We start from the raw sequence: 25352 nt of genomic DNA, 5'->3' as shown, positions 1-25352 counted from the left end.
GTGTTGGCGCACCGGTGGCCTCTTTTTTTGTTGGTAAAGTTTTACATCATAGATTTAGTTTTATCGATTAATCACTAGTGTGTCATTGTTTTTATATTCGTATTGAAATTCGCTGGTATTCCTGATGGTAAGTAAAACATCTTCTAAGGTTTCTTTTAAATCCAGTTTCCCAGAAAATGTTTCATTTTGTAAGTCTTCATTTTTAATGGCTATCTCGACATTGTAATATCTGGAAAGCTTTTTCACTATACTGCCTAAATCTGTTCTATTAAGCGTTAATTCGCCATCTCTCCAAGAAAAATATACATCTGGATCAACTTTTCTGGTGGCTATTTTTTTACTTGCCGTATTATATTCAAAAAAATCTCCCGGTGCCATTTTAAGTTGCTTCTTTTCTTCCTTATAAGTTACCAGCACACTACCTTCTTTAAGTACAGTTTGCTGAGCATCATCACCAGGATAAACCGAAACATTGAATACAGTTCCCAGAACCGATATTTCCTGATTATCTGAAAGTACTTTAAACGCTTTCTCTTTATTATGTGCAACGTCAAAAATCGCTTCCCCCTGCAGATAAACTTCTCTTTTATCTTTACTAAAAACTAAAGGATAGACAAGGCGTGACCCAGAGTTCAACCAAACTTTAGTTCCATCAGATAAGGTTAATTTTCCTCGTTTTCCATACGGAACGATGATGGTATTAAATACCGCCTTATTCTTAGAGTTTACTTTTTGCTGAATAGACTTTCCGTTTCCAAGCGTTAATTGATCTCCTTTTGAAGAGTAAGCAACCTCGGTAGAATCTTCACTTAAATTGATCTGATTTTCTTCTAAAAGTATAGTTACCTGGTCTGACTTAAAATTTATTTCCTCTTTAGATTGCTGTACAAATCTTTCTATATCAGAAGCATTTGCATCTGGAATTCTGGAATAAAAAACCGTAGCTATTATTCCTATAACACAAGCTACAGCAGCGTAACCCAAGAATCTTTTTATCCTGGTATTTCGCTCTTTAAATTTAACAGATTCGGCCGAATCTATTATATCTTGCTTTAAAGCTTGTTTTTCTTCTTCTGAAAAGAAAAAATTTGAATTCTTTTTCATTTAATTAATTTAGAATTGGAGGCACTATATTATATAGAGCACGACATATTAAAAGCATAGACAAAAAAAATTACTTTTTTTATCAAATTTTCATTTTAAGCATCTAATAAAAACAAAATCACAAAAAAGGAAGATTTAAAAAGCAGTCGAAATTAGAAGAAAATCAAGGGAATTTTTATGAAATATCGACTTCAGCAAAGATCCAAAATAAATTTAATGCGTGAGAATTGATAATTTCAGCAGTAACATACATCGGGTGATCATAGCCTTTGGCGGTGCCAATGAATTTTTGAAATATGATATAAAGAGAAGTTAGCCTAAAATAGAATTACAAGATAAATTCTAAGCAGGCAATTAAAACGATGGCTGTTTTTCTTAGTTTTTTAAGAATACGGTAAAGCTGCGTTCTAACCGATTCTACCGAGATGTTTAATTCTTCGGCAATTTCAGTGTAGCTTTTGTTTTCTTTAAATTTCATTTCCAGAACTCGTGTCTGGTAATCTGTTAACGCACTTAAAGCTGAATTAAAATGAGAGAATTGCTGAGATTCAGATTCCAAATGAATAATTTTATTCTCCACCGGCTGCTCGGCTTCTATTTGCGAATGAATAATATCTGGATTATTTTCTCCAATATGGATTATTCGCAAATGCTTTTTGTCTTTAAAAGCCTTTCGTCTAAAGCAGCTAATAAGGTAAGATTTGGTGTTGTTAACACCTGAAATCGATTCGCGATACTTAAAAACATCCAGAAATATATCGTGAATACAATCTTTGGTTTTTGCTTTATCTAAGTTTAAATAAAAACCATAAGCTATTAGACTGTCTACATACTTATCATAAAAATAGCCCAAAGCTTCAGTTTCACCAGCCTTAAGACACTCCCAAGCATGCTGGTCATCCTTAACCACAACCTTATTTGATTTTTTGAAAAACATCTGGAATATATTAAACTAGAAATAAATACTACTTAGGGTTAAATAAGTAAATATTAACAACTTACATTCAAATATATAGTTTTATTAATAATTTAACAAAATTTAACCTTTAAAATAGCGTATTAATAATTGTGTTTTTCACACTTTATTTCTTCGCAAATCGCGTAGTTGTTGGTCTGCCATAAATTTTATTTTTTTTCAATTTTAGCAAAATCGAATGTAACATAAGGCCAAAAATGTATCTAAAAGCTAAACTTTAAATACAATTCTAATGAAAAATTTTAAAATAATATGTTGCGTTTTTGCACTTTTAGCCGGCGTTCAACTTACAGCACAAAACAGTTTTAAAGTAGAAGTTTACGGTGAAGGCCAACCAATTTTATTATTTCCCGGCTTTAGTAATACAGCAAATGTTTATACTGAAGTTATCTCTACACTTTCTCAAGATTACCAGGTACATGCGTTCACATTTGCCGGTTTTGGAGATGTTGCCCCAATTGAAAAGCCCTGGCTTAAAACCATTAAATTAGACGTTGAAGACTATATCTCAAAAAATGAGCTTCAAAATTCTATAATATTAGGTCATAGTATGGGTGGCACTTTGGGTTTGTGGCTCGCTTCAGAAGATAAAAATATTAATAAACTAATCTTGATAGACGCCTTACCTGCTATGGGTGCTTTGATGTTTCCAGATTATGATAGCGATGCTATACAATATGATTCGCCTTACAACAAGCAATTATTAGAAATGGACGAGAAATCTTTTGAAGCGATGGCCAAACAAATGGCTACAAATATGAGTCTAGATCCTTTGGGCCAGAAAAAGATCGCTGCAGATATGCTAAAAGCCGATCGTAAAACTTATGTTTATGGCTATACCGATCTCTTGAAATTAGATTTGCGCCAAAAATTATCGAATATTGATATTCCGGTTTATATTCTTGCCGCTAATCTTCCCTACGGAAAAGAAACAGCTCAAAAAAATTATAAGGAACAGTACCAAAATCTTAGTGATTATACACTTAATTTTACTGAAAATTCGAAGCATTTTATAATATACGATCAGCCAGAATGGTTAAACGATCAAATTAAAATCGCCTTAGACACCAATGAGTAAGAAGCTGAAATTTCATAAAATTTATGATGAAAATTATCCAAAAGTGATTCGGCTATGCCTTGGATATCTTAGCGGAAATGAGGCTTTGGCTCAGGATATGGCGCAAGAGGTTTTTATTAAAGTTTGGCAGTATTTGGAAGATTTTAGGGGAGAATCCAATATTTCGACCTGGATCTATCGAATTACGGTAAATACCTGTTTACAGGAACTACGTAAGAAAAAGAACAAAAAGCTAAAGATCGAAATTGCGAGCGATGAAACTTCAGAAGATACGGAAATCGAAAATCAATTTGCCAGTATGTATCGTTGTATCGATAAACTTTCCGTAGAAAATAAATCGATCATCTTATTAGAACTGGAAGGTTTACCCCAAAAGGAAATTGCTGAAGTTATTGGAATCAATCATTCTGCAGTACGAACCAGGATTCATAGAATTAAAGACCAACTTTCAAAATGTGTAAAAAATGAATGATTTTCAGAATATAAAAAATCAATGGCAGCAGCATAAAACGCCTGCTGCGAATCACAATATCCATAAAATCATAGAAAAATCGCAGGGCTTAAAACGCAAACAAACTATTACAAAAGTAGTTTTAGGAATCACAGTGCTTATCTTAATTTCTTTTTTTGTCTATGTGTCAGCTTATAAAAATACTCGAGCTTTTTGGGGTTTAGGACTAATGATTGGTTGTTTATGTATTAGAATTATCATCGAGTATGCAAGCGGTTTAAAAAAGGAAAGCTTTAAGCTTCATCAAAGTATGCTGGCCTTAAACGAACAACTGGTACATTATTACAAGGCTAGGAAAATTATCCATTATTTATGGACACCCTTATTGTTCGCTACTTATATTTTTGGGTTTGTATTATTGCTTCCCATTTTTAAAGAGCAACTTTCTAGCGGATTTTACACCTATATTTTAATTAGCGCTATACTTACTTTTATCGCTCTGGCGACGCTTATTGGTTTTCAGGTAAGAAAGGAACTTAAGATCATTAAAAGTTTGCAGTAGATGATCTATAAAAAAGTTCGTAGAAACTTATAATCTTAGCAAAAGAAGTAAAGAAAAAAAGCCTCTCGAATCGAGAGGCTTTTGTTTTATTTTTTAGAAGCTGCGATAGATTCTTTACGGAATTCTTTCAAAAGCTTTTCTAAAGCTAGAGAAGATTTTCTTGCACGTGTTCCAGCTGCTTTGTTCCCAGATTCTAACTGCGCTTCAGCATCAGTTTTAAAAGCTTCAAATGTCTCATTGATATTTTCTACCAATTCTTTCATATTGTTTTTATTTAAAAGATTAATTAGACAGGCGAAAATAAAATAATATTCCACTTAAAAAGACATTTCTTAAAAAATTCCCGTCCAAAATGCCCAATTTTAGCATATTCAGAAGCTATTTTGGTAAATTTAAATCGAAATATCCCATTGAATTCTAAATCTAAACTCATCTTTTATTCCCATATCTTCGGTTTCAAGATCGAATTCAGAAACTTCCATCGTTAATTTGTTTCGATGCCCTTTAAAGAACCAGTTAAAAGCGAGCGTTAATTCATCTAAATTCGAATCAAGATTTGTATTAGGCGTATAATTGGCGTATCGGGCTGCAATTTCTAAAGGTTTTGGCCACCACGAGATAGATTGATGTGCCAAATATCCTGCCTGAAAGTAAAAACCGTTCAATGTAGTTTCCTGGGCATTTACACGATCATCGATGTTTTTTAAGTGTAGTTCAGATTGCCAACTAAAACCTTTGTAAACAAATGCAGTTTCTAAATTGGCCTGATTTATACGATACTGCCCTGGATTTAATTCTTCAAAAGTTTCTAAAAAACCTCCTCCAGAAGACGAAAATCGAGTATACGGACTCCGATTTGTTACTCCGGCTAACGCAATTATAGCTGCTGGTTTTTGATGGATACTAAGATCGCTACTTTTAAATCCTAAATTTTCGCCAAACATGTTCCATTGTAAACGCCCAAAATACATAAGATTACCGTCATCGTTTTCTCTAGATCCACGACCGTTCCCCGTAAATACGCCTACCCAATAATTAAAATCTAAGGCTCCTCTGGTTCTTAATCTCCCGTATAGTTCTATACCCTGTTGCCTGTCTACCGTAAAAGACCGATTTAAGATCGAGCGATCTACCGTTTGCTGCGCACCGCTACTAATTCTTCGTTCCCTGGAGAATTCTAACTTCCACTGCCCTACTTTTAAATTTAACCATTCCCAGCGCTCGATCATAATCCTAAAATCTAAAAGATTTGACTGCCCAAGATCGTATTCCCAATAATATTTTAACCAGGGTTTATATGCATGACCACCAACTTTTAAACGAGACCTGTTTACTTTAAAAACGTTTTTGCTATTGTCGTTAAAATCATTGAATGTGTAGGGATCGCGATCGCTTGGTGTGGCAAACCGAAACTGAAGTCTACTCTGGATTTGCAGTAGATAATTGTTATCCCCAGATCTAAATTCAAATCCATTGTTGCCGTATTTAAAACGCCAGTCCTGAAAAGCGGAATCACTACTTTCTTCAGTCGATTGAGAATAAACTGCGTTAAACGAAAGACAAAAACCAAAACTAAGTAGTAAAAGCCTTAATAAATAAGGTACACCACACTTCATAAGCAATTTTTAAAGTATGGGTTCAAAAATAAAGAATTCTAACTTCTTAACATTCAAATAGCATTAAAGAAACAATTTATTTACATTTCATCAATATTTTAATAAACTGATGTCATGTTTAAAGCATTAAACTTTTAACTTATTAAAGTATTTTCATGCTGAATAACATGGCGCTTAACGCTTTCCTGAAATTCCTGCGGCGTCATCCCAGAATGTTGCTTAAAAAATCTGCTGAAGTACGAACGATCTTTAAATTTTAAATTGAAAGAGATCTCTTTGATCGTATTTTCACTATGAATGATCTGGCGTTTTGCTTCAAGAATCAATCGATCATGAATTAATTGAAGTCCTGTTTTATCCAATTTCTCCTTTAGGATTTGGTTTAATCGTTTTGCGCTAATGCCCAATTGCTCTGCATAAAAACCAGTATCACGTTCTTCCAGATAATGACTTTCCAGCAAAAGCATAAATTCATAAATACGCTTTTCGTTAATATCATGCTGGGTAAAATGTTGTTCTTTTAACTGAATAAGCTGCAGTAGGAAAACCTTCAGCAGCGCTTTGATCATTAAAAGATTCATCTCCTCTTTTTGATATTCTTCTGAAAGTAAATTGTAGATCGAGTTTAGACCTTTAGAACTTTGCTCGGTTACCTGCAAGCAAGAAAATTCTCCCTGGATATTAAACATTCTGAAGACATCCAGTAAAAATTCTTTAAGATCGTCTTCTAACAATTCTCTTTTAAAAGAAAGTAAAACACCTTTCTTTCCGGCTTTATTTAATTGGTGCACTCGATACGGCGGAATAAGATAGATCCAGTCTCCCTGCAAGGTCTGGAAAGAATGCTGCGGCACGTGCAATGCCTTTTCATCTTTAAGCCATACAATTTCAAAAAACTCTCTCCTACCAGGATCGTCCAGATAAGAAGGAGGACAATCGATCAAATCACGAATATATAAAACCTTATTACTTAGCATGCTCTCTTTTTTTTGCTGAAAAAATGGGTCTTTCCAAAAAGTACCACAAAACTAGCTAATTTCACCTAACATTTTTCATCCTTAGGCAAATTGTACCACACATCTACCAAATCGTGTACAAATTTGCGCAGGAATGCCTGCTAATTTTGTCCCTCCTAGAAAACGGGAATAATTAAAAGACGATTAGCTATGGATAACGGAAGCGAAAACAATTCGAACATCAGCATTCAAACAGCATACGATATTATTATAAATGAGCATGTAAACCTATATCATTCTTTAGACTTCGAAAACATTAAAAATATCGAAGAACCTTTAAAGAATGCTAAACAGATCTTTTTGATCGGTGCAGGTAGAACCGGTTTTATGGTAAAAGCAGCAACTATGCGTTTAATGCATTTGGGATACCAGGTGCATGTGGTAGGAGAAACAACCACACCGGCAATTGGTAAAAATGACTTATTAATTGCAGTTTCTGGTTCTGGCACCACAAAATCGATCGTAAACGCTGCAGAAACAGCTCATAAAAATGAGGCGAAAATTGTGGGCTTTACAACAAACCCATCATCGCCACTAGCAGAGTTAGCTGATCATACAATTATAATTCCTGCTGCAGGAAAACAAGAACATGGAAATTCTATTTCCCAGCAATATGCCGGGAGTCTTTTCGAACAGGGATTCTTATTTCTATTCGATGCGCTTATCCAGTATCTATGGAAGCAATCTGATAATAGCTCCGAGCAATTATGGGAAATGCATGCTAACATGGAGTAAAAATTAATAAACAGAAGAATATAAATTAAACATAGAGGATTATGACTAAATTACAAGTAGCAATCGACCTACTAAACACAGAAGACGCAATAGCTCTAGCTACCAAAGTAGCTCCTTATATCGATATTATTGAGTTAGGAACTCCGCTTATTAAAAGTGAAGGACTTAGCGCGATCACTGCAATGAAAGAAGCTTTTCCTGATAAAAAAGTTTTTGCTGACTTTAAAACTGCAGATGCAGGTGGATTAGAGGCAGAAATGGCTTTTAAAGCAGGAGCAGATTACATTACAATCTTAGGATCTATCGACGATGCAACAATTATTGGTGCTGTAGAAGCTGCTAAAAAATATGACAGAGCGGTAGTTGTAGATACTATTGGTGTACAAGATCGTGTAAAGCGAGCTCAGGAAGTTTCTAAACTAGGTGTAGAATTTGTAGAATTACATGCAGGTTTAGATGAGCAGGCAAAACCAGGATACTCTATCGACGTATTGATCGAAGAAGCATCTAGAGCAGGTGTTCCTGTTTCTATCGCTGGTGGTGTAAACAAAAACAGCATCGCAAAAGTAAAAGAATCTGGAGCTGTTGTGGCTGTAGCTGGTGGAGCGATCTACGGAGCTGAAGATCCAGCAGCTGCTGCAAAAGAATTAAAAGAAGCTTTAAGCTAATCTTTTAATATAGATTATTCAAAATTTAGATTTGTTGTTAGGCTGGTTTTTTAACCAGCCTTTTTTTGTTTTATTCTGAAGTGATCTCTCTATCCTAACTATTGAAAAATCAATTTGTAACCTTCTTAGATCGCAACCGACTAAATTATTCACACAATAGAATTGAAAATGATGAAGGATAACAAAGAAATCTTATTAAAAGCAAATGAAGCCATTAGTAATGGCGATCATGAAGGTTTTTTAAACTATTGTACAGAAGATTCGAAATGGACATTTGTTGGTGATCAGGTACTTGAAGGAAAAGAAACAATTCGAAAATGGATGCAGGTAGAATATGCAGTACCACCAAAATTTGATGTGAAAAATCTTATTGCTGAAGCTGATTATGTTACCGCAATAGGAAAGATCACCCTAACTGATAAAGATGGCAAAGCATCACAATATTCTTATTGCGATATCTGGCGTTTCGAAAATAAGAAATTAGCCGAGTTACAGGCTTTTGTTATTCCAGATTAAATTTGAAATTCGGTAATTCAGCAGCGCTTTGCTATAGCACATATTCGTCGTTTACGCTTTTAACTTGTTCAGGGATATCTTTATCTCTAAGCATTTCTAGCAGGTTAATTTCAATAGTACGTGAAATTAGATTTAGAGGTACACCGGTTGGTAACATTTCAAAAGGATTCAGCAAAGAAACACCAATCTTGTGAATGGTTAAAAACACATAACCAATTAAAGTACCAAAAACTACAGACCAAATCCCTATGGTTTCAGCAGTAACCAGCGTAGCGCAAATAATAAAGATCCAAACGAAAATTCGAGTATAATAATTATATGTGGTTGGAAAAACGGTATTTGCGATACGTTCAGATTTTCCCATGTGATCACAAAAATTGATAAGCATTTGGTTTAATTGCATAAACTGAAAGCCGTCGATCTTACCATTCTTATACCAGATATTTAAATCCCTGGTTTGCAAATTTAAAACCGCATTGGCTTTGTTCGATTCCTGTCGCAAATATTCGTAATCGTCGTCGCTTAAAAAATTAAGATAATCGACATCTTTAGATTTTCGTAGTCCTCGATTTAAAGCATATACAAAACCAATATGCCTGCGTATTAACACTTCAATAAAGCTTCTATCTTCAGTATTAAATTCGGTTTTATCAATTTTCAGAAATAATAATTGTCGCGCCCAGGTTCTACTGTCATTTACTAATCCGCCCCAGATCTTTCTGGCTTCCCACCATCTATCGTAAGCCTGGTTATTATTAAAACCAATAAAAAATGCCAGCGCAGTACCCAAAATGGTAGGTAACAAAGCAGGAATAGGAATATTGATAATATTAAAATATTCAGACAGCGCAAAGGTAATACTACAGGTAAAAAAATCGATAAGAAAATAAGTCCAGGATCCCTCGATCACACTGGAAATACTGACTTTATTTGAAATTAGCATCTAAAAAATTTTATTCTAAAATAGCGAATATTAAATACTATTCTAATTAATATAGAAATACTTTTAAGAAGATGCGGATTATCTTCTACTTCTTAATTTTTGATCATAATTATTTAAGATTTGATCTTTTTAGGTATATTTAGTAAGTAATGTATTAATGATGAAATCCCAGAAACCAATTAGAATTTTAGCTGTAGATGATAATCTGGTCAATCTATTCTTAATACGTACCATTATCTCTAAATTATGCCCAAAAGCCGAGATTATTACTGCGGAAGATGGTGAAGAAAGCATCGAAATATTTCGAAAATCGGCTAAATTCGATCTTATTTTAATGGACATACAGCTTCCCGGAATAAATGGTTATGAAGCCAGCAAAAAGATCAAGAAAATTGCTCAAAATAAGCCTGTACCTATCGTTGCTTTAAGCGCAAACAGTATGGACGATATGCGAAGAATAGGGAAACTATCTGGAATCGATGATTTTTTAAGCAAACCTATCTTATTTGAGCCTACCGAGAAAATTCTGAAAAAATACATCTTTAACAAATAGCGATATTTTAAGATTTGAAGCTAAATTTTTATGAGCTCTAAAACAAAAAAACTGACTAAGCTTCAATAAAAAAGTTAGTCAGTTTTATATAATTTCAGGGTAAATTTATAACGTATTTTGCTTTTCTAGCGCTGTATTTTCCTTGTTGATTTCCTGCATAATTTCAGCAAAAGTAGCAACAGATCTTTGACGGTCTTCGGCATCATAAATGGCTGAAACCGCGATCAATTCATCTACATCAGTCTCTTCTAAAAACTCTTTGGCCTGGGCTTTCACACTTTCTTTACTTCCCACAAAAGAATATTTAAGCATTTGCTGCACTTGCGGATGATGTAAAACACCTTGCAATTCTGAAGTCATTGCCGTTGGTGGTTTTAAACCATCTCTTTCGCCGGTTAAAATCCCTAGGAACATACGAATTAAAGTGGTGAATAATTCATCTGCTTTTTCATCAGTTTCAGCAATAATTACGTTTACACCAGCAAGATTATAAGGTTTCTCTAAAACTTCTGAAGGTGTAAATTCTTCTCTATAAATTCGCAATGCGTTATGCAAATGATTGGTCGCAAAATGGCTGGCAAAAGCATAAGGCAAACCTTTTTTGGCGGCTAAATGCGCACTATCTGTACTAGAACCTAAAATATACAAAGGCACATCGGCGCCTTCTGCAATAGCAGCTCGAACATCTGAAGTTTTATTTTCATCAGAAAAATATCGCTCTATTTTTTCAATTTCAGAAGGAAAAGACTGCGCTGCCTGCATAAAATCAGATCTTATGGCTCTTGCAGTTTTAGGATCTGTTCCCGGTGCTCTTCCTAAGCCAAGATCGATACGCCCGGGATATAAATTGGCTAAAGTTCCAAACTGTTCGGCGATCACTAATGGCGAATGATTTGGAAGCATGATTCCGCCAGATCCTACTCTAATTTTCTCGGTATTATCTGCAATATAACCTATCAAAAGTGAGGTAGCGCTACTCCCAATATGTTCCATATTGTGATGTTCTGCGAACCAAAACCTGTGATACCCTTTATCTTCTGCCAACCTGGCTAGATCTAAAGAGTTATTAAGTGTTTCTTTATAAGAATTTCCCTTAGACACATGTGCCAACTCGAGAATCGAATATTGTACATTTTTCTTATTCATATATTTAAATACTTCAATATATAATTCATTAAAAATTAAAGCTCTTTTAGTGTAGTTACATAACGACTTAATAAATCTTCGTTTATAGAATAGGAATAAAAACGGCCTTCTTTATGCGGCAAAATAATATCGGCCTCTACCAGCTTTTTAATATGATGACTAATCGAAGGCTGCGCAAGTTCGATAGAATTTACAATAGCCGAGCAATCTAAGTTGCCTTTATTTGCTCGAATCGCTTTTAAAATAAGAAGCCTATTGTGGTCACTTAAAGCTTTTGCTATTTTTTCTACCTGTTTTAATTCCAAAATCTGAATCCTTATTAATCGACTACACTAATTTACTTTATGCTATATAGTGAGTAGCATTAAAAATAGAACCTTACAATTTGACACCTATTTTTAAATCACAGTTAGAAATCTACTATTAAAAAAGGGAGTAATTTTTAATTACTCCCTGGTTGGAAATTGAAGGTTTTAGAAAATATTTCTAATTCTGCTTATTCTTATTTAGCAAGCTTAAATAATATTTCTGTTGTTCTTCAGATAAAGATTTTGCCCAATTTACTCGGTCGTCTGAAGCTCCAGGCCCGGTAGAATTGTATTCAGCATAAAAAGTGGTTTCTTCGGCTTCCGGTTTTCCCCAGTTATGCCAGCCTTCTGTTTTAATATGATCTCCAAGATGGCAATTAACAAGTACGGTTTGCGCATAATTTCTCCACGGTCTTCCCAGGTAAACCGAATTTGCTTCAACTCCTTCCGCAGTAAAATCACATTCAATAAAAACAATACCGTATTTCGCACCTTCTTCGGTAGAAGCTGCCGTCACATAGCCATCTCGTTTACTTTTAATCTCACATTGATAAAAAAACGCCGAAGACCATCCAAAAATAAAATCTACCGTTCCCTCGATATAGCAGTTTTCATAAAATTGCTTACTGTTTTTACCATGCAAATAAAGCGTATCCTGATTGCCCAGGAAATTGCAATTCTTAAAATGAGCATTGTTTCCGTCTACCCTAACGGCTACGGCTTGACCCACGCGACCGGCACTATTTTCGAACGTAATATTTTCTGCATAAAAATCGTCTCCAAAAATAAAGAAAGACGTCGATCCTGTTGTTCCCAAACCTTCCCCAAAGCGATTGAGTTTGCTTGCGTAATCGTCGTAAGTTATGATCGTACTGTCCTTACTTTCACCTATAAACTGAATATTGGTTTTAGAAGCTGGCAAAACCAGTTTCTCTTTATAGATACCATTTTTTATAAAAACTCGCGTTTCATTTTTTCTAAAATCAGGCAAATGATTAATGAGTTTTGTTAGTGTCTTAAAATCGCCACTCCCATCACTTGCTACGATAAAATCATACTGAGCCGATTTTGTTAATTCCTGGATATAAATTTCGAGATTTGTATACTGCTCACTTAATTGATATTGCGTAGCGTCGTTTTTATTAGGATTTAGATTATTTGCTTTCTCCCATTCATCTGGCATGCCATCGCCATCGCTATCTTTTTTACTTTGTCCGTTTTTTAGATTAGGCCATCCGCCAACGTCTTCCTGAGAATCTATTATTCCGTTTTTAAAAGTCGTGTTACCAGATCTTACTTCTGTAATTATTCGTTCATCCACCTCATCTCTGTAAAGACTGGCGCCGGCTTTTTTAAGGACGTTATTGTAAGCAGTATAAGCTTCTTCAGTAGTGATATTATTCAAAATATCGAACATTTCTGAAGCTTTGGTTTTAGCAGGATCATCACATTGCACGCCACCTTTCCAGTTATCTCTACTTACCGTTTGCGAGCCCTCAACATAATTTCCTTCAACAAAAAATTGGCCATAAGGTTTACTAGGATTCAAAATTCGGTCTTTCACATCATCCTCTGTAGCAGGTCCCGGTTTAAAGTAATTATTTACCACATTGTACCGCCCTTTTTCGCCACCATAAATACTATTAAATCCCCAGTTAAAAATGACATTATTTCTGAAATCGACCAGTTCATCTTCTTTATTTGGAACCGAAGATGATCCTCCAAAACGCGGATTTCTACTACTATTGCTGGCAATTAAATTATGATGAAAACTGGCATTTTCGCCTCCCCAGATTCCGCCATAACCATGTGCACCCTTATGATGTACCGATCTATTTAATGCTTCTGAAATTATACACCACTGCATGGTGAAATTTTTGTTCCAGTAAAATGAAGAATTTTCGTCTGTTGCCCAACTTATCGAACAATGATCGATCATAATATCTGAATTACCACGACCTCCAAAAGCATCGTCTTCTACATCGTTAATATCACCCATCCTAAATCGTAAATACTGGATGATCACATTGTCGGCCTTAATCTTAACAGGATAACCTTTAAGCGTAATTCCGCCTTCTGGTGCAGTTTGTCCTGCAATGGTAAGATTTCCGCGGTTTATATCCAGAGAGGATTCTAAATTAATCGTTCCTGAAACCTCAAAAACGATAATTCTGGGGTCTCTTTTTTGAATTCCTTTTCTAAGACTTCCTTCCCCGCTATCATTAAGATTCGTTACTTTGTAAACGATGCCATCTCTTCCTCCTTTGGTGTATCTACCAAAACCCTCAGCGCCGGGAAAAGCCAGTTTTTGTGCTGAGGCAGAATCTACACTAAGAAGAAATAACAGAAGAAGATTCAGTATAAAAAATGGCTGGTACTTTATCGATTTTCGGTATTTCATGGTTGTTTTTTTCGGGTTATTTGTTTGGGGTAAGGCTATTTAAATATACTTCCAGATTATCGTAACCTGTACTAAGATCGTTATCGTTTGCATCAAACTTCTCAGGATCCAAATTATTTTCGATTTCCCAATCGTCTGGCATTCCGTCTAAATCTGAATCTTTTAAAGCGGTTCCCTTATCTAATTCTGGATAGCCACCAACATCACTTTGGGTATCTATAATTCCGTTTGTACTTCCACGAGATCCAGAATAGGTAAAACTTTTATTTTTCACATCTGCAATTACATGTTCGTCTACTTTATCCCTAAACATGGTATTGCCGGCCTTAGCCAATACAGCTTCATAAGCCTGCTGAGCACTCTGAGTTTCTACATTATCATCGATAGGATGCTGAGATTCAATCTTCATGGCATTCTTATCTTCTTGGTTTAAACTACCGTATTTGCTATGAATTTGATTGTATACTCCAAATTCCCAATTATTCTCACTTGCCCGTGTACTTCCTTCAACAAAATTTCCGTCTATAAAAAACTTGCCCCAAATATTATAAACTTCAGTATCCTCATTAAGGTTTTTATCGATAGCTACGATTCGTTCTTTTTTTGAGGTTGCAGGTCCCGGTTTGTAATAATTATTTACAATATTAACATTCATGGCTTCTCCGCCATAGATACTATTACCCTGCCAATTATAAATTACGTTGTTTCTAACGTCTACCAAATCTGTTAATGCAAAGGCAGATCCTGCATATTCTCCTAATCGCGGATTTCGGCTATCATGATGGGCTAATAAATTGTGGTGAAAACTTGCATTTTTACCTCCCCAAATTCCGCCATAGCCGTGCGCTCCTTTTGCGTGAGCCGAATTCCTTAAACTTTCAGCAATAAGACACCATTGTAATGTAGTATTCTCGTTGTTATAAATTGAAACACATTCGTCTGTAGACCAGCTCATAGAACAATGATCGATTATGATATTTTTATTAAATCGGGATCCAAGCGCATCACCTTCTACATCATTTAGATCTCCCATTCGAAATCTTAAAAACCTAATAATAATATTATCGGCTGCAATACTCACAGGATACCCGGCTATACTAATCCCTTCACCCGGGGCAGATTGCCCGGCAATGGTAAGATTGGGATTTTCTATTTTTAATTCTGAATTTAGAAAAATTGTCCCGCCGGTACTAAATACAATATAACGTGCTCCAGGCTGATTAATGGCATATCGCAATGTTCCTTTAGATCCATCATCTGATAATTTGGAAACATAAATAACTTTCCCCCCACGACCACCAGTCGCATGCTTGCCAAAACCTTCAGCAGTAGGAAATGCGAAAGCTTCTTCCTGAACAGGTTCGTGGCCAACAGGCGATTCTTCTTCACTTTGATCATGATCGCCAGAGCAGGAAAAAATAAATGCGGTAAAAAAATATAGAATAATTTTCACAATATTGATTTAAAAAAATCAAAGCTGGAAAATTCCAGCTTTGATCGTTATTTAGTCTATAATTCTATTCTCCATCGTGGATCACCAGTATCAAATCTTCCTGAGAATCCTCTATCCTGAAAATTAAAATTATTCTCAGTAGCTACATTCATCCAAAGATCATCCTGGGTACCATTATAATTCGCAATTGGGAAACCTGGAATTTCTCCCCCACTAAAGAAGAAATTCGCCGTAGAATAGTTATTTACAATATTGAAATTGGTATTTCCTAATCCCTGGCCAATTCCCTGGATTCCGTAGTTATCGCTATCACTAGCGTCCCAACTATGTCCAAAGATCGAATTACTGATTGTAATCCCGTTAGTTACATTATCATTACCATCACCTCCTCTATATCTAAAGAATCGGCCACCGGTTACAATAAAGTTCGCAAAAGAACATCCATCTATGGTAATAGACTGTGAATTGTTTCTAGACTGAATTCCGGTATCGATATAATTAAATGAACTGTTCAATAAGTTGATCTCCTGTACTGAAGCAGTAGGTGCATCTGAAGAAGGATTAGTATCTGTTGTGAAAATCCCGTAACCTCCAATAGTGTCTACGATAGAATTACTAATGGTAAATTCTTCTACCTGCACTGTTGTTCTTATTCTCATTATTCCTCTAAAATTAGAAATATGACATTTTTCGAATAATACTTCACCTACATTTACATTGCTTCGGTTTGGATTAAATACGTAATCACCTGTATAATCCTCTCCTCGAAGTTCAAGATCTATAAATCGAACATGATCGATATTAGAATTATCATCTATATCCCAGTTGCCTGTAGTGTATAGCATGGCTTGTTTTTCACCAAAACCATAAGTTGCACGAATGGTAATAGATTTATTTAAGTTTTGCTCTGGAAATTTATAAACGCTTCCTCTTGAAATTAAAACCACTGCACCATCTGGAGCAGATGCAACCGCATTAGAAACCGCCAGTGAATCTGTAGCGCCTCTTATATCTATCACATTAGCATCATTAGGATCGATATCCATTGGTAAAGTAGTATAATTTACCCAACCTCTTAATTGATCTTCACTATACAGCGCAATCTGATATTCGGTATCTGGATCTAAACCTGTAACGATAGCTTCAGTTGAGTCCCTTTCTTCCTGATTCACCGATCGTTCTTCGAAAAGTGGTGTATTTAGAGAAAGATCTTCCGCGGCATATACCTGAATTCCGGTTACCGGAGCTCCTGCCGCTGTCCAGGTTACCCTGGCAGCCGTATCGATCACATCAAAGCGACTTGGAACATTAAGTATTGATGGAAATCTTTGGGTTCTTACATTTCCCAGATCTGAAATTCTACTGTCAAACTCTGGATCATCAGCGTGTGCTGTGGCTCTAATTTGATATAAAGTATTCCAGTAAAGTTCTTCTCCAATTAGATCTTCATTGATCTCTACGTAATTGGTATCTGTTTCTATCGTATAATCGATGGTAGCGAAAGTGTCGCGACTAACTTCTACCGTATAGTATTCGGCACTTCGCATATTACCAAGATTAACGATAATCACGTTTCCTTCAGAATATAAATCTTCGTTTAAAACGGGTCTAAAAAGACGAGTTCTATCAAAAACCTCTTCATCTTTTTCACAAGCACTAAACATGATCACTCCAACTAGAATAACAAAAATGTTTAGGGCATATTTATTTTTAAGTCCTCTTAATATATTAAAAACCATAACCATCATTTTTTAAAGTTCCCTGACTGTTCTCGATAGCAATTGTTGGTATTGGGAATATATATCTTGCCACACCTGGATTTGGCCCATTGTAGTAGTTTTCCCAATCGTAAAGAATCCATTCCTGATATTGAGTTTCGTCACTATGCAGACTTAGTAAAAACGGAACCTGATTCCAGGTATCATCTGGCGGAGCAACTACTTTTCGGTTAGGATTTAAGATCTCAAAATCACCACTTTCATCTGTTCTCCAGTACATATAAATTGGTAGGTTTGTAGTACCTGCAAATGCAGCATCAGCCAGATCTTTTAACTCATTTACTGTTTCCTGAGTTTTTTCAGCATAAATGCCCCATCGAATTAATTCGTACTTTCTAATCATTTCACCACCAAACTCCCAGGCTCTCTCATCTACAATAGCTTCAAAAAAGCTTTCTTTAGACCCAGAAATAGAACTAATGTATTGATCTACCTTTTCTGGCCAGAAAGTATCTTCAAAAGCACGTTGTCTTACTCTTGCTAATGCTTCCTGTGCTGAAGCTGTTGGGCCATTTAATTCATTTTCGGCTTCGGCATACATCAATAAAACATCGGAATATCTAAGCATTGGCCAGTTTATCCCTGTACCTTTTGCTGAAGAGGCTCCTGGTGGATTATCCAAAAAGTGTCGGCTCCATTTACCCTGAGAGATATTGGATGGCGAGTTCACAAATTCTTTCTCAAATTGTTGATTTATCTGATATAAACCGCAGGTTACATCCCTTCTAATATCTAACGTATCGAAAGAAAAATAATAGGTTGGAGGAATTGCCATATAGTTATTCCCGGATCCATAATCGTGAGCTGCTGTTGGGCCTCCCATAACCGTCATCCCAATATTCCAGGCTACATCACCACTATTTAAAGAAAATGGAACTTCAAATAATATATCACTATTTACAGGTGAGATAAACTTTGCCTGATTCATAAAAACCTGTCTAAAATCTGTTGGTAAAGGTCTATCCTTAAGCTCTATCAACTTTTGAGTATAATCTTTTGCGATTTGATAGTAATCCAGGTAATCTCCTTCTCTATCCATGCTTAGATCTGGTGTTAAGAAATAACCACCTCTTTGCAAAGATAATCTTGCGATCATTCCTAAGGTATATTCGCGGTTTACCTGCTCGATTCCGTAAGGCAGCTCGTCTGCCCATTTCATATAAGGCTCGATATCAATTAGATCCTGAATCACTCCTGAAAGGATTTCATTTCTATCTGTTTTAGGTAAGTTAAAATCATCTCCAGCAACAGGCGCAGATGTTACATACGGTACATCTCCAAAATAAAAGATAAGCATGCTGTACCAATACGCCCTTAAAGTATAAGCTTCACCTAATAATTGATAAAAATCGGCCTGCTCGTTTGGATCTTGTGATTCTAAAGAACCACTAGCCTGAATACTTTCTATAGAAATATTAGCATCTCTAATTGCTCTATACGCATAGGTCCATACGATATCCAGATCCCTGTTACTTGGTAAAGCATCTAGATCCCAAATTTGATATCGATCACCTTCACTCGTCCAACCAGAGGCATGTTCTATATCTGTGTTTCCCGTCATATTATTCGATAATCGAGATCTAAAAGCATCCTGATTAAAATAAGAGTAAACAGCATTTACACCATTTCTGGCATCATCTACATTCGAATAAATATATTGGTTATCAAAGGTAGATCTTGACACCGGCTCCATAAAATCATCTGAACAGGAAGTCGCCAGGATCCCTAAAAATATGATATATAAAATTCTATTTTTCATAGTTAAGTTTTTAGAAAGTTAAATTAAGTCCTAGTGTGTATGACCTGCTTCTTGGAAAAGAAGAGTAATCTACCCCAGGAGTTAAATTGTTTCCAGATGTACTAACTTCAGGATCGTAACCTGAGTAATTGGTCCAAATATGCAGGTTTCTTCCACTCGCATATATTCTAAACTGATCCATCCCTACTTTAGAGATCAAATCCTTTGGAAGGCTGTAACCAAAAGTTAAGTTGTTTAATCTTACAAAAGATCCATCTTCTATCGCCCAGGAGTGCACTACTGCACCTGCAATACCATGACTTGCATGAGACCAGATATTTTTATCTTCGTTCATCGCTGCCAATTGATCTAAATCTGTAACGATTTCACCCGGTGTACCGGTTATATCTCCACTTGCATCTATATAGGTGTAACGATTATCTGTACTCATAGTTTGCAATAAGTTACCATAAGTTACACGACGAAACTGGTTAAATTGAATTTTCCCTGTGTTGTAAACATCGTTTCCATACTGAAAGTTAAAGAAGATCGAAGCATCAAAGCCTTTCCAACTCGCGTTGAATCCTAAACCTCCCTGAAACTTGGGTAATGTGTTTCCTATCACTTGACGATCATCTGCATTGATTACTCCATCACCATTTATATCTTTCAGTTTAAGGAAACCAGGGCGGATATCTGAATTTCCTACCACAGCACCAGAAGCCGGCACTCCCTCTCTTAAGATGTATTCCTCGGCAACCTCGTCGTAGCTTTCAAAATCATCTACAGTATAATAACCGTCAGTAACATAACCGTAGATATCTCCAATAGTTCCACCCAATTTTAGATAATAATCGTTAATATTATTTAGATCTGTACTTGCCCAATTCGATCTAAAAAAGCGTTCATCTGTACCATCTAACTCTTCAATCTTAGCTCTGTTTAACCCAAAGTTGAATGTTGTTGAAAAGTTGAAGTTTTCATTCTCCACGATATAGGCATTAAAGCCTAATTCTACCCCGCGATTAGATGTGCTACCTATATTATTCCATTGCTCTGAGAATCCTGTATTGTTAGGGATTGCAGATCTAAGTAACAGATCTTTAGTAGTATTATAATACACATCTAAACTACCATTTACCCTGTTTCCAAAAAGTCCGAAATCTAAACCTAAGTTTCTATTTATAGTAGTTTCCCAAACCAGATCTGGATTATATAATACATCGCTACTTGGAGTGTAATATACATTATCCATATTTCCAAAACCAGGACCTCGATTGGTTGTCGCACTAAATAAAAACTGAGTAGCTGTATTATCAATTCTGTCATTACCGGTTTGCCCGTAACTAAGTCTCAATTTTAATGAATTAATCGCTTCAGAATCCTGTAACCATTCTTCTTTATCGATCTTCCAGGCCAACGCTACTGCAGGAAATACTCCTACGCGATTTTCTTTTGAAAATTTACTGGATTCATCTGCTCTTACCGTAACAGTCGCTAAATATTTACCCATAAACTGATAATCTAACCTACCAAAGAAAGAAAGCCTGTTACTCTCTGTAAACTCTCTTGTATATTGATTATCTACTCTACCAAAGGCCATATTAGCAAAAAGTTCTTCTGGAGTGATGGAAAGTCTAAAATCTTCAGCTCTAATGAATGACTGGTCTCCTCCACTAGAATAAACCTCGTGACCTAAAAGTAAATCGAAACTATGGTTTTCTAATTCATTGTATTTAAAATTCAATGTATTTAACCATCTGTATGAATAACTTTCTCGATTATCTTTATATCCCAAAGGCAAGCTACCTCCGTTATTAAAAGACTCTCCAGTTAAAGGACCGTAGAAGCGTAATTCTTCTCTGTAATCCTTAGATCTTGTATAAGTAGTTTTAAAGCTAAGATTATCAAGAATATTCCAATTTAACGCAGCGTTTAAAACATAATCGTTTTCTGTTCTTTTTCTCCAATCCTGTTCTGATAATTCAACCGGACTTATAAGACTTAGTAAAAACTGTTGAAAATCATTATCAGATCCTAGCTGATTAAGATCGATATCCAACTCGTCTGCTAATCCATTTACAGGACGTGTTTGTACCGCTTCTTTAATTCCTATTTGTGCATTTCTAGAGGTTCCGGCACCATCAGTTTCGGTATCAGTGATACGTGCTGATACATCCAGGTCTAATTTATCTTCAACTAATTGCTGATTTAATTTAAAGTTAATCGCAGTCCTTTCGTATCCTGATCCTAAAAGTAATCCTTCATCATTATTATTACTAACGCTTAGACGTACTTTTGTCTCCTGAGTACCTCCACTTACTGTTAAATTATGAAATTGGGAAACCTTCGCATCACCAAATAATTCGTCCTGCCAGTCGGTCCCATTCATCGAGCGATAAAGATCTATATCATCGTAAACACCAAAATATCTTTCGTAATTTCTCACATCTGCTTCAGACCTTAATTTGGCATATTCGTAATTAGCGAAAACGTATTCGTAAGGAGATAAAACTTCATACTTTCTATCTTTAGGCAGATAATTAAATTGAAAGAAGTTATTATAATCTATAGAAACCCTTCCCACTACAGGACTTTTTGTAGTAACCACAACTACTCCATTGGCAGCCTGTGCCCCATAAATAGCAGTTGCTGCGGCATCCTTTAATACGTTTATCGTTTCGATATCGTTAGGTGGTATATCGTTTATTCCACCAACGATAAATCCATCTACCACGTATAATGGAGAGTTATCCTGGGTAATAGATCCACCACCACGAACTCTAATATTAATTGCAGCGCCGGGCTCACCATCTGCAGTTTGCACGTTTACCCCGGGAAGTCTACCTGCCAACGCCTCTGCGGCGCTAGAAACGGGAATTTTAGCAAACTCCTCGCTAGACATTGTTGCTACAGAACCCGTCATATCTTCTTTCTTTACGTTTCCATAACCGTAATCTACAATAACCACTTCCCCGAGTTGGTTTAAATCTTCTTCCATAGAAACATCTAAAGTAGTTGCTCCATCTAAAGAGCGCTCTAGTGTTTTAAAACCTATATAAGAAAATACCAATATCGCATCTGTACTGGAAACAGTAATACTATAGTTACCATCAAAATCTGTTACCGCACCATTTTGAGTGCCCTTTTCTAAAACACTAACACCCATTAAAGGCTCGCCGGTCTTAACATCTTTTACTGTTCCCGTAATTTCCTGAGAATAGCCAGTAAAAGCAAATAAAATAAAAATTACAAAACTTAAAACACCCTTTTTTTCAGGTCTCAATTTTGCAAATTTCAGATAGGAATTTTTCATCTTATGGTAGTTGTATTTCATAAGTAAATTCTTTTTGCAATCGATTACACATTAGTTTAAAATTTTTTCTGATTCCTTTTATAGTTCAAACTATATCGTTTTCGCTTAAATTGTTATAGGATAGTTAATTCGACTACAAGTTTACACAATAGATAGTTAATTATCAAATAATAAGCTTAAATTTTATCAAATTAATTTAAATGTAGATTACACACTAATAATTTAATAAATATAGATATACGTTTTAGCTACAAATTAAGGTCTGGATATCAACCTTGTTCCTAATTATTTAAAATTTAGAGTATTCTCACCTTATGGGGTAAATTTCATCTTCCTCTGTATCCCATTTAATAACTATGTTCAAGAAAAATCAAGATGAATTATTGATCAATAATCAAAGTTAACCTCCTTTCCTTTAATCCTAAATCGATCCTTTAAAAATTCATCTAAATTTTTTCCAATTTCGGGTAATTTTCCTCCAACGTAGATACTAAACCAGCCTGGTTCTATTACCAATTCATCGTTAGCATTGATCATCGCCAATTGTCTTGGGTTCACACTTAGATTCACCTCTTTACTTTCTCCTTTTTTAAGATGAATACGTTTAAAAGCTGCCAACTGAACTATTGGTCTTGGCGTACTTGCTTTTTCATCTTTAAAATATAACTGAAGCACCTCGTCACCATTATAATCTCCCGTGTTCGTAACCTTTACTGAAAAAGTTAGTTCCTTCTGTATATCAATATTGGTTATTTTAAGATCTGAATATTTAAAGCGAGTATAGCTTAAACCATGTCCGAAATTGTATAAAGGTTCATCTTCAAAATATCTGTAAGTTCTGCCCTCCATATCATAATCTTCAAAATCTGGTAATTGATCGGTAGATTTATAATAGGTTACTGGTAATCTGCCAGCCGGATTATAATCACCAAATAAAACATCGGCAACAGCGTTACCTCCTTGCTCCCCGGGATATCCTGCAGTTAGGATTCCGCCTATATTTTCTTTAGCATAATTAATAGATAAAGCACTACCGTTAATTAACACCAGAACTACGGGTTTACCTGTTGCCACAATAGCTTTCATTAAATCCACCTGATTTTTTGGCAAATCTAAGCTTGTACGATCTCCGCGGGAAAAACCTTCAACCTCAACGCTCATTTCTTCACCTTCAAGACGTTCATTTAAACCTAAAGCTAATACTACAATATCAGATTGCTCAGCTATTTTAATGGCATTGGCTTTAGAACTGCTGTTTGGTCTGCTCCATTTCATACTTGCTTCAGCATTTCCATATAAATTGCTATATCTTACTGTGATAGGATACTTTTTTCCAGCTTGAAGTTTTATTTCTTTTGGGTTCAAGGATGGATGATGTTTATGTTTTCCGCCTCCAATCGTGTCGCCTATTTTAAAATCTAAATAAGGTTTTCCCCAATCGCTAAAGTAATAAGTTCCGCTGTCAGGAACTTTTATAAAACCTTCCCATTTCACGCTATAATTTTGCAATGCTAAACGAGGATCGGGCGGATTGATATCCCAAATAAAATCGATATTATCATCGATTCTTGAAAACAATGCTTCTCCTTCCCAATCTTTATTATCGTAATAAAAGGCATCTAAACCCTGCTTCCCTTCACTATTTTCAAAGTAAATGGAAGGGATCGTAGACATACTGGGGATTTCACTGGCAATTGGTGTGCCTTCTTCGTAAAGAATCTCAACTTCAGGAGATAATTTATTTTTGATCCCTTGTAAAATGGTCACCGCATTTTTAGGCGTTCCGTTATAATTTCCCCACAGCGACTGAACATTATCGGCGTTTGGTCCAATAACAGCCACCCTATTAATATCTTTTGAAATTGGTAATATTTGATTCTCATTTTTTAATAAAACCACACTTTCTCTTGCCGCTTTTCTGGCGAGTGCCTGGTGAGTTGAATTATTTACCTGAGCATAAGGAATCTGTGCGTAAGGCACTTCGGTATTATTATCAAACATTCCTAATTTGAAACGTGCAGTGAATAACCTTCTTAATGCGATATCGATTTTTTCTTCGGAAATTTCCTCTTCTTTTACGGCCTGCTTTAAAGCTTTATAGGTATCGCCACAATTTAGATCGGTTCCTTTTTCTAATGCTAATGCTGAAGCTGTAGTTGCATTTTTACTGGCTTTATGATCTTCCCAAATATCATTTATTGCCCCACAATCTGAAACTACGTAACCATCAAACCCCCAATAATCCCGTAAAACTTTAAATAGATAGGTATTAGAACTGGCCGGTTCTCCCCAAATTCGGTTATAGGCTGTCATTACCGATTGAACATTGCCTTCTTTCACCAAAGTTCTAAATGCCGGCAAATAGGTTTCCCATAAATCTCGCTGACTAGGATTTGCATCAAACACATGCCTGGAAACTTCAGGACCGCTATGCACGGCATAATGTTTTGCTGTGGCCACTACTTTGAAATATTTGTCATTATCTCCTTGTAGACCTTTTACATAATTCATCCCCAACTGGCCAGTAAGAAAAGGATCTTCGCCATAAGTTTCGTGACCTCTTCCCCATCTTGGATCTCTAAAAATATTAATGTTTGGAGACCACATGGTTAATCCCTGATAAATATCATGCTGATCTCTTCGCTGATATTCGTGGTATTTTGCCCTTGCTTCATCAGAGATAGCAGTGGCTACATCATAAACCAAATCTCTATTCCAGGAGGCAGCAATACTTATCGATTGCGGGAAAACCGTGGCGTATCCAGCGCGTGCCACTCCGTGTAAACTTTCATTCCACCAGTTGTACTTAGGGATTCCCAATCGTTCTATTGCAGGAGCATCGTTCATTAATTGATCGATCTTTTCGTCTGTACTTAATCGTCCTATTAAATCTTCCACTCTATCTTCAGTAGATAAATTTGAATCCTGAAAAGGGTACTGTGCAAAAATCAGCGATGGTACAAACAGCAAAATGTAGGTTACTTTTTTAAGCAT

Annotated in this window: 21 protein-coding genes; 7 read left to right on the top strand and 14 right to left on the bottom strand. The window is 35.7% G+C overall.

The window, feature by feature from the left end:
- Window positions 1-60: 60 nt before the first annotated feature.
- Both BM201_RS14835 and BM201_RS14830 read right to left on the bottom strand, forming a co-directional pair.
- The gene (locus BM201_RS14835) at window positions 61-1104 is read right to left on the bottom strand and encodes a FecR family protein (RefSeq protein WP_092544016.1); all 1044 of its coding nucleotides are present in this window, start codon (window positions 1102-1104) and stop codon (window positions 61-63) included.
- A 328-nt stretch (window positions 1105-1432) separates the two neighbouring features.
- Window positions 1433-2041 carry an RNA polymerase sigma factor gene (locus tag BM201_RS14830; protein ID WP_092544014.1) on the bottom strand — a complete coding sequence of 203 codons (609 nt, stop codon included), beginning with the start codon at window positions 2039-2041 and terminating at the stop codon, window positions 1433-1435.
- Between the two features lie 271 nt (window positions 2042-2312).
- Between BM201_RS14830 and BM201_RS14825 the strand changes: the two genes are divergently transcribed.
- Genes BM201_RS14825 through BM201_RS14815 form a run of 3 tightly spaced genes read left to right on the top strand, consistent with a single transcriptional unit; the run spans window position 2313 to window position 4171 of the window.
- A complete protein-coding gene (locus tag BM201_RS14825) occupies window positions 2313-3158 on the top strand; it encodes an alpha/beta fold hydrolase (protein ID WP_092544012.1) in 846 nt (281 codons plus the stop codon).
- Window positions 3151-3630, top strand: a complete 480-nt coding sequence (locus BM201_RS14820) for an RNA polymerase sigma factor (protein ID WP_092544010.1) — start codon at window positions 3151-3153, stop codon at window positions 3628-3630. Before BM201_RS14825 ends, BM201_RS14820 begins: the two co-directional genes overlap by 8 nt.
- A complete protein-coding gene (locus tag BM201_RS14815; RefSeq protein ID WP_092544008.1) occupies window positions 3623-4171 on the top strand; it encodes a hypothetical protein in 549 nt (182 codons plus the stop codon). The genes BM201_RS14820 and BM201_RS14815 overlap by 8 nt, the downstream gene beginning before the upstream one ends.
- 86 nt (window positions 4172-4257) lie before the next feature.
- On the opposite strand, the gene BM201_RS14810 is transcribed toward BM201_RS14815, so the two are convergent.
- The 3 genes from BM201_RS14810 to BM201_RS14800 all read right to left on the bottom strand — a co-directional run bounded on the left by BM201_RS14810 (window position 4258) and on the right by BM201_RS14800 (window position 6764).
- Window positions 4258-4434 carry a histone H1 gene (locus BM201_RS14810; protein ID WP_092544006.1) on the bottom strand — a complete coding sequence of 59 codons (177 nt, stop codon included), beginning with the start codon at window positions 4432-4434 and terminating at the stop codon, window positions 4258-4260.
- 129 nt (window positions 4435-4563) lie between these two features.
- A complete protein-coding gene (locus BM201_RS14805) occupies window positions 4564-5787 on the bottom strand; it encodes an OprO/OprP family phosphate-selective porin (RefSeq protein ID WP_092544004.1) in 1224 nt (407 codons plus the stop codon).
- Between the two features lie 134 nt (window positions 5788-5921).
- Window positions 5922-6764, bottom strand: coding sequence for a helix-turn-helix domain-containing protein (locus BM201_RS14800; RefSeq protein WP_092544002.1), 843 nt, complete (start codon window positions 6762-6764; stop codon window positions 5922-5924).
- Window positions 6765-6953: 189 nt separating this feature from the next.
- On the opposite strand from BM201_RS14800, the gene hxlB reads away from it, so the two are divergent.
- From hxlB to BM201_RS14785, 3 genes are all read left to right on the top strand, one after another.
- Window positions 6954-7538 (top strand): 6-phospho-3-hexuloisomerase, encoded by a 585-nt coding sequence (hxlB, locus tag BM201_RS14795; protein WP_092544000.1) that lies wholly within the window; start codon window positions 6954-6956, stop codon window positions 7536-7538.
- Window positions 7539-7579: 41 nt separating this feature from the next.
- Window positions 7580-8206, top strand: a complete 627-nt coding sequence (gene hxlA / locus BM201_RS14790) for a 3-hexulose-6-phosphate synthase (RefSeq protein WP_092543998.1) — start codon at window positions 7580-7582, stop codon at window positions 8204-8206.
- Between the two features lie 168 nt (window positions 8207-8374).
- A complete protein-coding gene (locus BM201_RS14785) occupies window positions 8375-8722 on the top strand; it encodes a nuclear transport factor 2 family protein (RefSeq protein WP_092543996.1) in 348 nt (115 codons plus the stop codon).
- 31 nt (window positions 8723-8753) lie between these two features.
- On the opposite strand, the gene BM201_RS14780 is transcribed toward BM201_RS14785, so the two are convergent.
- On the bottom strand, window positions 8754-9665 hold the full coding sequence (locus BM201_RS14780) for a bestrophin family protein (RefSeq protein WP_092543994.1): 912 nt from the start codon (window positions 9663-9665) through the stop codon (window positions 8754-8756).
- A gap of 157 nt (window positions 9666-9822) precedes the next feature.
- Between BM201_RS14780 and BM201_RS14775 the strand changes: the two genes are divergently transcribed.
- A complete protein-coding gene (locus BM201_RS14775) occupies window positions 9823-10218 on the top strand; it encodes a response regulator (protein ID WP_092543992.1) in 396 nt (131 codons plus the stop codon).
- 105 nt (window positions 10219-10323) lie between these two features.
- On the opposite strand, the gene BM201_RS14770 is transcribed toward BM201_RS14775, so the two are convergent.
- From BM201_RS14770 to BM201_RS14735, 8 genes are all read right to left on the bottom strand, one after another.
- Complete coding sequence (locus BM201_RS14770; protein ID WP_092543990.1) at window positions 10324-11364, bottom strand: LLM class flavin-dependent oxidoreductase; 1041 nt, start codon at window positions 11362-11364, stop codon at window positions 10324-10326.
- A gap of 35 nt (window positions 11365-11399) precedes the next feature.
- Complete coding sequence (locus tag BM201_RS14765; RefSeq protein WP_092543988.1) at window positions 11400-11669, bottom strand: ArsR/SmtB family transcription factor; 270 nt, start codon at window positions 11667-11669, stop codon at window positions 11400-11402.
- A 181-nt stretch (window positions 11670-11850) separates the two neighbouring features.
- Window positions 11851-14073 (bottom strand): pectinesterase family protein, encoded by a 2223-nt coding sequence (locus BM201_RS14760; protein ID WP_092543986.1) that lies wholly within the window; start codon window positions 14071-14073, stop codon window positions 11851-11853.
- A gap of 16 nt (window positions 14074-14089) precedes the next feature.
- On the bottom strand, window positions 14090-15526 hold the full coding sequence (locus tag BM201_RS14755; RefSeq protein ID WP_217643072.1) for a pectate lyase family protein: 1437 nt from the start codon (window positions 15524-15526) through the stop codon (window positions 14090-14092).
- Window positions 15527-15582: 56 nt separating this feature from the next.
- Entirely contained in the window at window positions 15583-17265 is a 1683-nt protein-coding gene (locus BM201_RS14750; RefSeq protein ID WP_092544251.1) for a DUF4957 domain-containing protein, read from the bottom strand.
- Window positions 17255-19063 carry a RagB/SusD family nutrient uptake outer membrane protein gene (locus BM201_RS14745; protein ID WP_092543982.1) on the bottom strand — a complete coding sequence of 603 codons (1809 nt, stop codon included), beginning with the start codon at window positions 19061-19063 and terminating at the stop codon, window positions 17255-17257. The genes BM201_RS14750 and BM201_RS14745 overlap by 11 nt, the downstream gene beginning before the upstream one ends.
- Window positions 19064-19073: 10 nt before the next feature.
- On the bottom strand, window positions 19074-22379 hold the full coding sequence (locus tag BM201_RS14740; RefSeq protein WP_245758661.1) for a SusC/RagA family TonB-linked outer membrane protein: 3306 nt from the start codon (window positions 22377-22379) through the stop codon (window positions 19074-19076).
- Window positions 22380-22745: 366 nt separating this feature from the next.
- Window positions 22746-25352, bottom strand: coding sequence for a glycoside hydrolase family 3 C-terminal domain-containing protein (locus BM201_RS14735; protein WP_092543978.1), 2607 nt, complete (start codon window positions 25350-25352; stop codon window positions 22746-22748).

The organism is Zunongwangia mangrovi, from assembly GCF_900112105.1.
Lineage (GTDB): Bacteria > Bacteroidota > Bacteroidia > Flavobacteriales > Flavobacteriaceae > Zunongwangia > Zunongwangia mangrovi.
This window is presented reverse-complemented; position numbering and strand designations above follow the sequence as displayed.

Excerpts from the sequence above, each read along its gene's own strand:
- BM201_RS14750 (WP_092544251.1), bottom strand. The coding sequence starts at position 17,265 with ATGGTTTTTAATATATTAAGAGGACTTAAAAATAAATATGCCCTAAAC.
- BM201_RS14825 (WP_092544012.1), top strand. The coding sequence starts at position 2,313 with ATGAAAAATTTTAAAATAATATGTTGCGTTTTTGCACTTTTAGCCGGC.
- BM201_RS14745 (WP_092543982.1), bottom strand. The coding sequence starts at position 19,063 with ATGAAAAATAGAATTTTATATATCATATTTTTAGGGATCCTGGCGACT.
- BM201_RS14835 (WP_092544016.1), bottom strand. The coding sequence starts at position 1,104 with ATGAAAAAGAATTCAAATTTTTTCTTTTCAGAAGAAGAAAAACAAGCT.
- BM201_RS14780 (WP_092543994.1), bottom strand. The coding sequence starts at position 9,665 with ATGCTAATTTCAAATAAAGTCAGTATTTCCAGTGTGATCGAGGGATCC.
- BM201_RS14810 (WP_092544006.1), bottom strand. The coding sequence starts at position 4,434 with ATGAAAGAATTGGTAGAAAATATCAATGAGACATTTGAAGCTTTTAAA.
- BM201_RS14740 (WP_245758661.1), bottom strand. The coding sequence starts at position 22,379 with ATGAAATACAACTACCATAAGATGAAAAATTCCTATCTGAAATTTGCA.
- BM201_RS14805 (WP_092544004.1), bottom strand. The coding sequence starts at position 5,787 with ATGAAGTGTGGTGTACCTTATTTATTAAGGCTTTTACTACTTAGTTTT.
- BM201_RS14830 (WP_092544014.1), bottom strand. The coding sequence starts at position 2,041 with ATGTTTTTCAAAAAATCAAATAAGGTTGTGGTTAAGGATGACCAGCAT.
- BM201_RS14800 (WP_092544002.1), bottom strand. The coding sequence starts at position 6,764 with ATGCTAAGTAATAAGGTTTTATATATTCGTGATTTGATCGATTGTCCT.
- BM201_RS14735 (WP_092543978.1), bottom strand. The coding sequence starts at position 25,352 with ATGCTTAAAAAAGTAACCTACATTTTGCTGTTTGTACCATCGCTGATT.
- hxlB (WP_092544000.1), top strand. The coding sequence starts at position 6,954 with ATGGATAACGGAAGCGAAAACAATTCGAACATCAGCATTCAAACAGCA.
- hxlA (WP_092543998.1), top strand. The coding sequence starts at position 7,580 with ATGACTAAATTACAAGTAGCAATCGACCTACTAAACACAGAAGACGCA.
- BM201_RS14820 (WP_092544010.1), top strand. The coding sequence starts at position 3,151 with ATGAGTAAGAAGCTGAAATTTCATAAAATTTATGATGAAAATTATCCA.
- BM201_RS14760 (WP_092543986.1), bottom strand. The coding sequence starts at position 14,073 with ATGAAATACCGAAAATCGATAAAGTACCAGCCATTTTTTATACTGAAT.
- BM201_RS14770 (WP_092543990.1), bottom strand. The coding sequence starts at position 11,364 with ATGAATAAGAAAAATGTACAATATTCGATTCTCGAGTTGGCACATGTG.
- BM201_RS14775 (WP_092543992.1), top strand. The coding sequence starts at position 9,823 with ATGATGAAATCCCAGAAACCAATTAGAATTTTAGCTGTAGATGATAAT.
- BM201_RS14785 (WP_092543996.1), top strand. The coding sequence starts at position 8,375 with ATGATGAAGGATAACAAAGAAATCTTATTAAAAGCAAATGAAGCCATT.
- BM201_RS14815 (WP_092544008.1), top strand. The coding sequence starts at position 3,623 with ATGAATGATTTTCAGAATATAAAAAATCAATGGCAGCAGCATAAAACG.